The sequence below is a fragment of the Aquirufa ecclesiirivi genome (assembly GCF_011250515.1).
In the GTDB taxonomy this organism is placed as follows: domain Bacteria; phylum Bacteroidota; class Bacteroidia; order Cytophagales; family Spirosomataceae; genus Aquirufa; species Aquirufa ecclesiirivi.
The window spans coordinates 295,980-308,537 of sequence record NZ_JAANOP010000004.1; the positions used below are offsets into that span (position 1 = coordinate 295,980).

Annotated in this window: 10 protein-coding genes; 3 read left to right on the forward strand and 7 right to left on the reverse strand. The window is 39.0% G+C overall.

Going from position 1 to position 12,558, the window contains the following annotated elements:
• Window positions 1-30 precede the first annotated feature (30 nt).
• Window positions 31-1,839 (forward strand): heparinase II/III domain-containing protein, encoded by a 1,809-nt coding sequence (locus G9H65_RS07895; protein WP_166374789.1) that lies wholly within the window; start codon window positions 31-33, stop codon window positions 1,837-1,839.
• On the opposite strand, the gene G9H65_RS07900 is transcribed toward G9H65_RS07895, so the two are convergent.
• From G9H65_RS07900 to G9H65_RS07920, 5 genes are all read right to left on the reverse strand, one after another.
• Window positions 1,836-2,720: an alpha/beta hydrolase gene (locus tag G9H65_RS07900; RefSeq protein ID WP_166374790.1), complete on the reverse strand. Its 885-nt coding sequence runs from the start codon at window positions 2,718-2,720 to the stop codon at window positions 1,836-1,838. The genes G9H65_RS07895 and G9H65_RS07900 overlap by 4 nt on opposite strands.
• Window positions 2,721-2,756: 36 nt before the next feature.
• A complete protein-coding gene (locus G9H65_RS07905; protein ID WP_166374791.1) occupies window positions 2,757-4,475 on the reverse strand; it encodes a GMC oxidoreductase in 1,719 nt (572 codons plus the stop codon).
• A gap of 18 nt (window positions 4,476-4,493) precedes the next feature.
• Entirely contained in the window at window positions 4,494-4,997 is a 504-nt protein-coding gene (locus G9H65_RS07910) for a gluconate 2-dehydrogenase subunit 3 family protein (RefSeq protein ID WP_166374792.1), read from the reverse strand.
• Window positions 4,998-5,097: 100 nt separating this feature from the next.
• Complete coding sequence (locus tag G9H65_RS07915; protein ID WP_166374793.1) at window positions 5,098-6,324, reverse strand: BaiN/RdsA family NAD(P)/FAD-dependent oxidoreductase; 1,227 nt, start codon at window positions 6,322-6,324, stop codon at window positions 5,098-5,100.
• A gap of 47 nt (window positions 6,325-6,371) precedes the next feature.
• Window positions 6,372-6,998 (reverse strand): MgtC/SapB family protein, encoded by a 627-nt coding sequence (locus G9H65_RS07920; protein ID WP_166374794.1) that lies wholly within the window; start codon window positions 6,996-6,998, stop codon window positions 6,372-6,374.
• Between the two features lie 323 nt (window positions 6,999-7,321).
• Between G9H65_RS07920 and G9H65_RS07925 the strand changes: the two genes are divergently transcribed.
• Window positions 7,322-7,744: a DUF6526 family protein gene (locus tag G9H65_RS07925; RefSeq protein WP_166374795.1), complete on the forward strand. Its 423-nt coding sequence runs from the start codon at window positions 7,322-7,324 to the stop codon at window positions 7,742-7,744.
• Between the two features lie 71 nt (window positions 7,745-7,815).
• On the opposite strand, the gene G9H65_RS07930 is transcribed toward G9H65_RS07925, so the two are convergent.
• Window positions 7,816-10,467 carry a DUF7133 domain-containing protein gene (locus G9H65_RS07930; RefSeq protein WP_166374796.1) on the reverse strand — a complete coding sequence of 884 codons (2,652 nt, stop codon included), beginning with the start codon at window positions 10,465-10,467 and terminating at the stop codon, window positions 7,816-7,818.
• A 523-nt stretch (window positions 10,468-10,990) separates the two neighbouring features.
• Between G9H65_RS07930 and G9H65_RS07935 the strand changes: the two genes are divergently transcribed.
• Window positions 10,991-12,175 carry a helix-turn-helix domain-containing protein gene (locus G9H65_RS07935; RefSeq protein ID WP_166374797.1) on the forward strand — a complete coding sequence of 395 codons (1,185 nt, stop codon included), beginning with the start codon at window positions 10,991-10,993 and terminating at the stop codon, window positions 12,173-12,175.
• 102 nt (window positions 12,176-12,277) lie between these two features.
• Here the strand turns inward: G9H65_RS07935 and G9H65_RS07940 are convergent.
• Window positions 12,278-12,558, reverse strand: a 281-nt coding sequence (locus G9H65_RS07940; protein ID WP_166374798.1) for an integrase core domain-containing protein, incomplete at its 5' end; no start/stop codon positions are given.

The window sequence follows — 12,558 nt, forward strand, 5'->3', positions numbered from 1 at the left end:
GTTTGACATGACAAAACCTATTAGAACAAGATGAAAAAAGGATTCCTGATTTATTGGCTATTCATAGCCCAAATTGCTTGGGCACAAGATTTTAAGCATTTGATTCCAGCTGCCCAAGGGCATCCTCGCCTATTGTTTTTAAAATCCGATGAGGCCATCATTCATCAAAATATTCAACAAGATACAATATGGGCCAATTTACACCAACAGATTTTAAAGGAAGCCGATGTACTACTTTTGAAAGAGCCTTTGGTCCGTAAACAGATCGGTCGGAGGCTTCTGGGTGTTTCCAGAGAAATGCTACGTAGGACTTTATTTTGGTCCTATGCTTACCGAATGACCCAACAGCCCAAATATGCTCAAAGGGTAGAGAAAGAGTTGCTTCAAATTTGTCAATTTACCGATTGGAATCCATCGCATTTTTTGGATGTGGCAGAAATGACTACAGCAGTTGCCATTGGTTACGATTGGTTATTTGAAGCTTTAAATCCAGAGTCCAAAAAAATCATTCAAGCAGCGATCCTATCCAAAGGAATAGAACCCTCTTATGATAAGCGATATACCAGTTGGCTTCAAGCAAGTCATAATTGGAACCAAGTATGTAATGCAGGCATAAGTTTAGGGATATTGGCTATACAAGAGGATTACCCAGATAAAGCTCAGGAATTGTTACAAAGAGCACAAAAGTCCATTGTTTTACCCATGAAAGATTATGGCCCAGACGGTGCTTACCCAGAGGGTTATGCCTATTGGGGCTATGGAACTTCGTTTCAAGTGTTATACAATGATGCCATAGAAAAGGCTTATGGCTCTAGTTTTGGATTAAATGAATCACCTGGGTTTTATGCAAGTGCTTATTACCTGCTTCACATGACGGGTCCTTCTGGAAAGAATTTTAATTATTCAGATTCGGGGGATGGAATCGATTTTCACCCGGCTATGTTTTGGTTTGCGGCTAAGACGAAAAATACGAGTCTTTTATTTACGGAGATAAACACATTAAAAAGTGCCAAAAACTTGGTTACGGACCGACTTTTACCATTGGTCATGGTTTGGGGGAAAGAGGCTTCCTTGGTCAATCAAGCTATTCCAAAGCCATTCAGTTATCTAGGTGGTGGCCCTAATCCGGTAGCGATGATGCGGTCTTCTTGGACAGACCCTAATGCCTTGTATGTAGGTGTCAAAGGCGGCTCTCCCTCAGTAAACCATGGCCACATGGACGTAGGTTCTTTCGTGTTTGATGCACTGGGAGAGCGCTGGGCTATGGATTTTGGCATGCAGAATTACGAGTCCTTAGAATCCAAAGGAGTAGGTATTTGGGGTAAGGAGCAAAACGCTCAGCGTTGGGATGTTTTCCGTTATCATAATAGGTCGCACAATACCTTGACGCTCAACAATCAATTGCAAGCGGTAAAAGGAAAAGCAGAGATTCAATGGAAACAAGAGTCCAATAGAAGGATGGAGGTAATTTTGGATTTGAGCTCATTGTATTCTGAACAAGCCCAAAGAGTATCCCGACAAGTAGCTCTGGTAAACAAACGAGTGCTTGAGATAAGTGATCAAGTACAAGTGGGAAATCAGGATGGGGAATTAGTTTGGACGATGGTAACCGCTGCGGAATTTCATGCAGGTGGAAAAGGTAAGGCCTATTTAACTCAACAGGGTAAACGATTGAATCTGGAATTGAAAGGTGTGAAAGGTGAATGGATAAGCTGGTCTACCGAGCCTAAGCACGACTATGATGCGCCTAACCCCAATACGCGATTTGTGGGATTTAAATTAGCCACTCAGGCCGAAAATAAACTCCGCTATCAAGTAATATTAGAGCCTGTACGCTAGTTTTTCAAACCACTCGGGTAAACTTGATCTAACCAAATACCCATTTTAAAGAAAACACTGAAGAGGCTTTTACGCATTTCATGTGTTTCATTTGGGTAAAGTTCTAGCTGGGTTTTAACACCTAATTGGCTAAGTTTAGTGTAGAGGTTCTTGGCTTGTTGCACGTGTACCACTTCGTCATTTTCCCCATGAAAAATGATGGTGGGAACCGCACTAGAAGCATTCACACGAAGCAAAGGACTAGATTCTTTAGCTAATGGAGCATTGGGGTCTGCCACCCCCAAGAAATTGGTGATGGTTTTGTCTGCTTCAGCATTTTTTCCTCGGACCATCGGATCGGTGAAGTCGGTCGGTCCAACAATATCAATGACCGTTTTTATTTCTTTTTTAGGATCCGCAGTATAAGCATACATTAATGCCAAATATGCCCCTGCGCTGGCACCTAAAAGACCAAATTCCCCTTTTTTATAACCTAGGCTATCAGCCTTTGAATTTAAGAACCGTAAAGCTTGTTGGATATCGTCGATTTGGACTGGATAACGATTTTGATCCTCTTTAACGAGACGGTAATTGATGGAAGCCACCGCATAGCCTTTTTTGCCAGCTAATAGTTGAATCAAGGGTTTCGGTAATTGGTTTTTACTTCCTTTGGTCCAATAGCCCCCATGAATGAATACCAGCATTTTGGTATTGGCATTGACTTGATTTGGTAAAAATATATCCAATAAATTCCTTTCCTCAGGAGCATGACCATAGGCCAAATTTAATACCGACCTATAAGCAGAAGAATCCGCCCCCGTTTTCCCCAATGAAGGAAAAGACAGAAATAGGAATAGAGGTAAAAGGTAAACTCCACAGGCAAAAACAACGCTTTTTTTCATAATAGAAACCATTTACCATTTACCATTCACCATTAATTACAGGTTTTTCTTCTTCAATTCCGCCACCGCATAATTCGCTGCTCGAGCGGTCAAGGCCATGTAGGTTAAGGAAGGATTCTGCGTGGAATTGGAGGTCATACTGGCCCCATCCGTTACAAAGACGTTTTTACAATGATGTAATTGATTCCATTTATTTAATTGAGAGGTTTTAGGGTCATTTCCCATGATGACACCACCCATCTCATGAATATCCAATCCCGGATTCCAGGTCTTTTTTGGATTAGCTTTGATGTTTTTAAAGCCAGCCAACGTCAACATTTCTGTCATTTGATCTTGATAATCTTGTTCCATTTTACGGTCATTATCATCAAAATCTACGTTCAATCGGGCTAAAGGAACTCCCCAGTCGTCTTTTTTACTCCCATCTAATTTGACATAGTTGGAATGTTTCGGGATGGTTTCCCCCATGAAATGAGAACCAACCTGCCAATTACCATATTTCTTTTGGAATAAATGATCTTTCAATTCTTGACCAATGCCTTCTTGATTACCAATAATCGGCCGGCGAGCGCTAAAGCCTGCAGCATAACCACGTAAGAAATCGGTCTCTTGTTTGAAAACATTGCGGAAACGAGGAATATAACTGCCATTAGGGCGAATACCTTCTGTTTTACTTTCCAACATGCCTTCATATTCGGCCGACATGCCTGTGTGGAAGTTGTGGAAGTGAATATAATGCCCCATCAAACCATTGTCGTTACCAAGTCCGTTCGGGAAGCGGTGCGACTTAGAATTCAGGAGAATCAAGTTGGTATTGATGGTCGCCGCATTTAAGAAGATGATTTTGGCATAATAATGTATTTCTTCCTTTGTTTTACTGTCAATCACTTTAACCCCAGAGGCTTTGCCTGATTTTTCATCGTAGATGACAGAATGAACCACGGAGTTTGGTCTTAGCGTTAAATTACCGGTGTTTTGTGCCCATGGTAGGGTGGAGGCATTACTAGAGAAATAGCCACCATAAGGACATCCTCTTTGGCATAAATCACGCTGCTGACATTGAGCTCTACCTTGTTTGAAGTGGATCGGTTGAGGATCTGTCAGGTGAGCACATCGACCAATGATCACGGGTCTATTGCCTTTATAGTGCTTTTTCATTTCGGATGAAAAATGCTTTTCTACGCACGATTGCTCGTGTGGACGCAAGAATTCACCGTCTGGCAATTGCTCTAAACCATCTTTATTTCCACTAACACCCGCAAATATTTCTACATGACTGTACCATGGAGCTAAATCTTGGTAAGTGATTGGCCAATGATTATCAAATCCATCACGGGCAGGTCCTTCAAAGTCATATTTAGACCAACGCTGTGTACCACGAGCCCATAGCAAGGATTTACCACCTACTTGATATCCACGAATCCAGTCGAACGGTTTCTCTTGAATGTATGGGTGCTCTTTATCTTTAACAAAAAAGTGGGATGAATCTTCATTGAATGCATAGCATTTGGTGGCAATGGGATTCGCATCTTTCATTTCTTTGGTCAATGCCCCTAAATGATCAAATTCCCATGGCTCTTTCAAGGTGGTTGGGTAATCCACAATGTGTTTTACATCCCTACCACGCTCTAATACCAAAGTCTTTAAACCATTGTCGCACAGTTCTTTGGCAGCCCAGCCGCCACTAATACCAGAACCTACTACAATGGCGTCAAAGGTTCTTTGTTTTTTTGAATCTATATTAAAATTAGACATGTCTTGAGAGTAAATAGCTTATTGAACAGGAACACAGCCATGGTAAAAACCAGGGGCCATGGTATAATTTCTATGTTGGGTTAGGAAATACTCCGAACTCGTATAAGAAGCCACGGTCAAACCTTTTAAGCGTTTGAAAAATTGATTTTCCTCTGGTAGAGTGGAATTTTGTAAGCTAGCCAATAGGCTGATTTGCTCTTGACTACTTAACTTGGGGAAGGCCTTTTGGAAGTTTTTCAAAGCAGCGGAGGCTAGCTTTTGTAATCCATTTTGGAAGGCTTGTTGGTCTTCTTTACTCATACAATCTTTCACCATCCGCTCAATGTACAAATGAGCTCCAATGGTCTTGGCACCAGGACTATCTGTCTCAGGAATGATGGCATTCACAACTGCGCCTAATAATTCAGTATTAGGTCCTAGTGATGCTGAAAAGGACTGTTGGTTCCATTGGTAGGCCCAGCTGGGTAAAGCGGAAGTACCTAAAACTAAGCTTAGGTTTTTTAAGGCGCTTCTTCTGTTCATATGGTCATAGGTAGAGTAAAGAAAATGGTTTATCGTAATGCTTGATAGACACGAACAAAAATATTCAAATTAAAGTCAATTGTCAACCTGATTTACAGGCTTATAGGGCTGCATTTTTTCCTGCAATAAAACCAGTAGTCCAGGCAGCTTGGAAATTAAATCCACCAGTTATACCATCAATGTCCATGATTTCACCGGCAAAAAATAATCCAGGCACTAATTTGCTTTCCATGCTTTGAACATGGATTTCGGTGAGATCTATTCCCCCTGCGGTGACAAATTCCTCCTTAAATGTAGTTTTTCCTTGTACTTGGTATCGGTCATTTAACAACGTATTGACCAGTTTATTGATTTGTTTGGGATTCGTCTCAATCCAACGAGAGCTTAGGATAATCTCATTTTTGGAGAGTAAGAAATTCCAAAGTCGGGCTGGAATAGGAAAAGGACAATGATTGGAAATCATTTTACCGCCATGGACTTTGCGGGTATTTTCTAAGCTCACTCGAAGTTCAGATTCTTTGGTTTCATCTAACCAATTGACTAAAATGCTGAATTGATAATTGACATCAGCTAAGCTGCGTGCTCCCCAAGCTGATAACTGTAAAATGGCAGGACCACTCATTCCCCAGTGCGTGATCAGTAGGGGTCCTTTACCAACTAATTTTTGGCCTTCGATTCGTACTGTTGCTTTTTCAACCACTAATCCCATAAATTCCTTGATGGGTTCTTCGGGCATGTTAAAAGTAAAGAGAGAAGGAACTGGAGGAATAACCTGGTGACCCAACGATTCCAACCAATGAAGGCCACTTAATTTGGGTTGACCACCAGTGGTCACAATAACCCGATCAGTAGTTATCGTTTTATCTTTGGAACGAAGTACAAATCCGCCACCTTCTAGCTTTTCTATGGTATCTATGCTGTGGTGTAAAAGTAATTCGATATCAAGTTTTTTGGCTTCCCTCAAGAAACAATCGATGATGCTTTGGGAGGTATTGGATAGTGGAAATACACAACCATCGGAATAGGTTTTAAGGGCGACCAACCTTTGCTCAAACCATTCCATCGTGGAAGTGGCATCAAACTGCTCAAAGGCTTTTTTAAGGAATTTCTCTCCTCTAGGATAATGCTCTGCTAATTTTCTGTTGTTGAATTCAGCGTGACAGACATTGCACCTACCGCCCCCCGATATTTTTACTTTAGCTAAAAAATGAGAGGTTTTTTCGAGGATTTGGACATGTGCCGTTGGATTGTGCTGCTTTGCTGAAATAGCGGCAAAAAACCCCGCTGCTCCTCCTCCAATAATACTGATTCTTAACTCTTTTGACATGATTTATTTACCTAACAAAACCCCCAGTCCCTAATCCCTAATAACTATTAAAACTCCAAATGCTTAATCTTATCATTTTTCAGCAGCTGACTCGCTATTAGGTGATGTGCTTTTTCTGAACCTTGAACGGTTAGGTTAAAGGTGAAGTCTTTACCTGATTTTATTTTCTGGGAATATAGAATTTTCATTTTAAGTTTTTTAAATAAGGCCTCCACATGCTTGTAATCAAAGGAATCGCTAAACTCGAATTTTAACGTATATACACGTACGTGATTAAGTTTGCTGATCAGATTTTGAACCAAAATAAAGGCACTTAAAATGATTATGACAATGGCGGAAGTAACACATGCCAATAATTCAAAACCAGCACCAATGGTCATTCCTAAGGCTGAAACCACCCATATTGTGGTTGCTGTGGTGATTCCTGTTACTCGATCTTTTTCTCTAAATATGACTCCGGCGCCCAAAAAACCAATACCCGTTAAGACATTGGCGGCAATTCTATCTTGACTACCCAATCCAATTTTATAGGATAGTAAAGTGAAAATACAAGAGCCCACGCAAACCAGAATCATAGTTCTTAATCCAGCTGATTTGGAACGGTATTCCCTTTCTAAACCAATAATGGCTCCTATGAGTATGGAAAGAAGAATTCGTTCTAAGTCGACGTACATTCGAAAAGCAGATTTTATTTATGAACTGAATTTAAGGCTAAATGTTGAATTATTGTTCATAACAGAAATTCATTCGCCATTTATGCCATTGACATGTATGGGGGTGAATTCATTCTCCGCTAGCTTTTTTTGTACTAGTTTAAAGGGAGGATGTCTAATCATGTACACCGTATAAGCCTATTTGATGCCTTAAATTTGCCTTAATGTCAGATTTAACAATTTAATTTAAAGCTTACTTATTCATAGTATCATTTTGATAAAATTTAAGCAATTTTGCATCTACATTCTACTCTCATACTAATTTTTAATAAATTTCTCAGCTTATGAATCAAGATTACGAAAGTCACACTCGGTATTATCATTTACATCATTTTATCATTTTACCTCTTGCCTTTTTCTTATTTATTTGGACAGTTGAATTAACCTTGGAAGATCCAGTTAATGATTGGCTGTATTTATTGGTCGGAGTCCTGTTTATTTTGATTTCATTTATTAATCGAATTTATGCCAATCGAAATCAAGACAGAATTATCCGTTTGGAAATGCGATTACGTTATTATCAATTAACCCAAGTACCTTTTACCGAAAAGGAAAATTTGCTTAACATCAGACAGATTGTTGCCTTACGTTTTGCCAGTGATGAGGAGTTATTGCCTTTGATCGACAGAGCCATTTTGAACAATTTAAGCTCGAAAGAGATTAAGAAATCCATTCATAATTGGCAAGGAGATTTTTTACGAGTTTAAATCAGCTATAAAAAAAGCTCAGGGTTTAAAACCTGAGCTTTTTTTAATCCTAATTCACTCTATTTTAACTATTACTTTTTCTGTTCAGAAAGGAAAGTGATTAAGGAGGCAAACTCTTCATAAGAAAGTTCATTCGTTAAACCATCGGGCATCATCGATGTTTCCATCTCTTTTCTTGACCGAATATCAGCAGTTCGGATGCTGGTAATTTGTCCAGTAATGTCTCTCATCACAATTCGATCGGGGGATTCCGCTGTTACAAAACCCATATGCTCTTTTTTATCTTTCGTTGTTACCAATACCGTTACAAAACCTTGTGAGATGGAGGCATTGGGCTTCAAGATGGATTCGGCAATCTGTTCACGGCTCATGATGGCTCCAATTTGACCCATGAATGGACCTTTCATGGTCTCACCGCTTTTTAAACTATGGCAAACAACACAACCTTGCTTGGTGAATAAGGCTCTACCTGTAGCTGGATTACCTTTGATTTGAGCCATAGCTAACATAATGTCTTCTATAGAAGCATTCCCAATTTGACCTTTTTTGTTTCGGATAGAAGCCAAGTCTACTTTTGGTTCCTCTTTGACTAGATTGTTTGGATTCGTTCCTAATTCCGCAATTTCCATTTGGTTTTTTTCATTCAAATCCACGAAATAAGCTTTGTCTGCCGCTGAGGCTTTTTGGAACTCAGCTAACATAAATTCTTTGATGATTGGGCTTGACTCCCAATCCACTGTTTTATAATAAGGTCCATGACCATTGGGCTTGGTGCTCCACCAATATTCTCCTTCGTATGGAGCTTCTTTTTTGTAAATACGGGCTAGATTAGCCAATAACTGCTTTTTAAACGTTGGATTGTTCGATTTTTTATAAGCAGCAATTAAACCTTGCACAACTACAGGCTGGTGCATGTAGCGCAATGCCCATAAAGCCATGCTTGAATTGGGACCAGAAATAGCTTTGACACTTGCATTTACCGCATTCAATTTTACTAAGGCTTGAACAGCTACGTGTGCAGGAATGATAGCTGAATTGGGTGTTGCATGCGGACCTTCTTGGTCTTTGGGAGGTGCAACAAAAGAACTAGGTACCTTAACGGCCAATAAAGCAGGAATGGCTTCTTGTTTTCCTAATCTTCCCAATGCAATGGCAGCACTTACACGGACTCTTGGAGAGGCATCTTGTAATGCTAAAACGATTGGCTGAATGGGGACTAATTTGTTTTTGGTTTTTCTGTCGGCCAAAGCTCTGATTGCCAACTCTTTCACTTCTTTGTCAGCGAGTAATTTAAGTAATTGTAAGATGCCTTGTTCGTTCGTAGCTTGAGCAAAAGTAAATATACCTGCCGAACGCGCATACAAAGGTGCTTTTTTATCTGCAGCTAATTTCCAAGCAATGGAAGCCGTTGTTTTTAAATCTCGGTTTAATAATTCTTGTTGTGCATTTAAACGAGCCACAGCACTGTTGGATTGTAAAAGTTTGACTAATTCATCGTTCGACAATTGGCTAACCTGTGGAAAAGCTTGGTAGGTCCAGCCTTTAGGTACGGCCCTCACTACAAAACCTTTGTTTGGGTTACCTGAATAACCAGCGCCATCCCAGGCAGCTAAATACAAACGACCAGAACCATCTACGTCTAAATCAGTTATTTGCTTTAATTTAATGAATGTCTCATCTTTTTGCGTATAACTAGCTCCGTCAGGTGTTACCCGATGAATATACAAAATACTATTTCCCCAATCAGCCATCATCGGTACTTGATTGTATTTAGCAGGCCAAGTTGGCTCATCCATGAATAAAGAACCAGTACCAGATCCACCGCCTACATCCACTAGGGCAGGAAGAATCTCTTCCGTAAAATGTTTAAATAGTAAAGGGTAGCCGTATTCACCAGATTGTATGTGGTGGCTAAAACGAATGTTCCAACCCGCACCATCATTGGTATTATCCCGAGTGAAAATGTTCATGTAGGGGTCAATGGCCACGTCGTAGATGTTTCTAGTACCGTGGGTATAGACTTCCATTTCGGTGCCATCAGGCCTTACGCGAACAATACCACCACCTAACATGGTAATTTTCTTTCCGCTTCGATCCGTCGCATTATGAAAACCAAAGTCGCCCGCTGCAATATAAATCCAACCATCGATACCCATTCGGATACCATTGGTAGCATGGTCTGTACCTCGGCTTTGCAAAAACTTGGGAGAACTAATGTGTTGAATTAAGGGGCTTGATGGACCATCTGCTAGGCCGTCTTTATTTTTATCTTCAAAAACGACCAAATCCATACCCGTAGCTTTTTTGGTTTCTGGAGAAAAGACGGTATGTAGCACATATAATTTATCACCCAAGGAAATAATACCTCTGGGATTATCTACCATAGCAAATTTACTTTGCTGATCTACACGGCCATCATGATTGGAGTCCGTCAATTTTAAGATATATCCTTTTCCGGGTGTTTTTCCTAGAGATCCAATTTGGTCAATACCCACAAATACTTCTCCCGTGGCTGCAACGGCAATACAGGCAGGACTAGGAGTAATGTCAGACGAGGCAAAATTACTTACTTGGATATCTTGTGTAGGCCATGCTGAAGCATTAGATAAGGTATCGATGTAAATAGATGATTTTGTATTTTTTTCAGAGAAATGCGGTTGCAGATATTGGTATCCCCAAAATAGTAAAAAAGAATAAATCAAACTGAGAGACAATTTTAGCATAATTGGATAGGTTGAATGTTTTTTGGATAATGGTTGGCAAAAATAAGATTTTTCCTCATAAAACATTCAGGTCTTTATGAGGTAAGCTGGGTATTTATTAAAGGGTATTCGTGGGTATTTTTTTTCCATGTACCCATTAGAAAGTCTTGGATATTCAAGAAAGCTTCTTGCCATATGATTTATACTAATAATTTTTAGTTAAATTTTTCTTAATGTTTATGATGAAAGGTAGTCTATTCAATACGAATGATTTAGCTACGTAAATGTTATTTAAAGGAGATTGAGCACTCTTTTGTTGATCGATGTGTGTCGAAAATATTAGTGAAAATATTAGGCTGATTCAAAAATCAATATACCTTTGCGTTTACCATTCTATAATTAAGTTTGAGCTGTTCTGTAATTACAATATCTCCGGCAATCTCAATGGTGAAACTACAGAAATCAATTCTGCAGATTCACTTGGCATTGGAGCTTATTTTTTCCCAGCCATTCTAATGTCAAACCGAAATAATTGAATTAGAAAATGTTAATCTACATAGTCGCTTTCAAACTCATTATTTCCTTGGTATTGGCCGTGTTTAACTTTCGTGTTAACAAAAATACCATCTATTTAACAGGTTTTTTGGTGGCTATCGCCTTATCAGGCCTTTTGCATTATTTTGCTTTTATGGGAGATAATGAGTCATTGATGGCGGTATTTAATTACCACATTACACCGACGTATTATTTGTTTGGACCATTTTTGTTTTTTTATGTTCGCGGTACTTTAACCGACCGCAATAAATTGTCACAAAAGGATTATTTACATTTCATTCCTGCTGCATTTTCATTTTTATCGATATTGCCCTTTTATTTCAAAAACTGGGATTATAAATTGGAGGTAGCCCGTAAGATTATTGATCGTCCAGAAGTACTTAAAGTATGGAATGAAGGAGTACTATATCCGAGTTATTTCAATGTGATTGGCCGTCCAATGATTTTTATGATTTATTTGATAGCGACTATATCCTTATTTCTTCGATACAACCGCAGTTTGGCAAAATATACGCCTATTTCTGCTCAAAAAACCTTAATTAAGCGCTGGTTAGTTTGGTTAATTTCCTTGTCCACTTTAGCTTGTGCCAGCTATTTTGCTGGAGCCATTATGTTTATTTTTTCTGATGTGGTGAATAAGGAATTAGTAAATTCTTCTCCTCTCGGCTATTTGACAGGTATCTTTTTCTTGACCATCCCTTTATTGATTCTAGCATTTCCTCCAATTTTATATGGTATTCCTATTCATAAAAAGGGGAAGAGAAAGAATTTTGAACATAAGGTTGATGCAAGTGATGTATATTCTTTTGTAGGGAAGTCGGATGATCCATTTCAACAGGACGCCAAATATATTTTAGATCATATCCATGAAGAAAAATGGTATTTAGATCCTGATTTTAATGTAGATTTTGTGGCATTGAAGCTCGATATTCCCAAGCACCATATTTATTATTGCTTCAATTACATCATCAAATCCAAGTTCACTAAATTGCGGGCACAATTGCGCATTGCACACGCCAAGGCCCTTTTAGAAGAACAAAAAAACCAAAATTTGAGTCAAGAAGAAATGGAAGCTATTGCTTTAGCCTCTGGCTTTGGTACCCTGTACCGTTTCATTAGTGCATTTCAAGAAGAGGAGGACACCACTCCGATGGAATACGTGAAGAAATTATAAATAATGGTAAATGGTGAATGATAAATTATAAATTGTGAATGCCTGAATGAAGTTGACCGTTTTATGTCATTTATACTTGATTAGTATTCAAGTATTTTTTGTTTAGCATATAGCTTGATTTAAATTTAATAGTTTTTTTTCAAAAGCAATAGGTGACATTCTATTTAACTCAATATGAGGCTTTTCCTGATTATAAAGTGATACTGCTCGGTCAACTTCTTTGACCAGCATTTCGAAATTATGGATTTTTCGATGCCGTAAATAATTGTTTTTTATAATTCCATTGATACGCTCTGCTTTCCCATTTTCCCAGGGGTATTTACACATACTGTTTTTAATTCCTCGTTTTTGAGTAATTCGTAAAAACTCCTTGGCATAATATT

What these genes read in the sequence shown, in the direction of transcription:
- G9H65_RS07895 (WP_166374789.1), top strand. Translation starts at nt 31, where the DNA reads ATGAAAAAAGGATTCCTGATTTATTGGCTATTCATAGCCCAAATTGCT.
- G9H65_RS07905 (WP_166374791.1), bottom strand. Translation starts at nt 4,475, where the DNA reads ATGTCTAATTTTAATATAGATTCAAAAAAACAAAGAACCTTTGACGCC.
- G9H65_RS07930 (WP_166374796.1), bottom strand. Translation starts at nt 10,467, where the DNA reads ATGCTAAAATTGTCTCTCAGTTTGATTTATTCTTTTTTACTATTTTGG.
- G9H65_RS07935 (WP_166374797.1), top strand. Translation starts at nt 10,991, where the DNA reads ATGTTAATCTACATAGTCGCTTTCAAACTCATTATTTCCTTGGTATTG.
- G9H65_RS07900 (WP_166374790.1), bottom strand. Translation starts at nt 2,720, where the DNA reads ATGAAAAAAAGCGTTGTTTTTGCCTGTGGAGTTTACCTTTTACCTCTA.
- G9H65_RS07910 (WP_166374792.1), bottom strand. Translation starts at nt 4,997, where the DNA reads ATGAACAGAAGAAGCGCCTTAAAAAACCTAAGCTTAGTTTTAGGTACT.
- G9H65_RS07920 (WP_166374794.1), bottom strand. Translation starts at nt 6,998, where the DNA reads ATGTACGTCGACTTAGAACGAATTCTTCTTTCCATACTCATAGGAGCC.
- G9H65_RS07925 (WP_166374795.1), top strand. Translation starts at nt 7,322, where the DNA reads ATGAATCAAGATTACGAAAGTCACACTCGGTATTATCATTTACATCAT.
- G9H65_RS07915 (WP_166374793.1), bottom strand. Translation starts at nt 6,324, where the DNA reads ATGTCAAAAGAGTTAAGAATCAGTATTATTGGAGGAGGAGCAGCGGGG.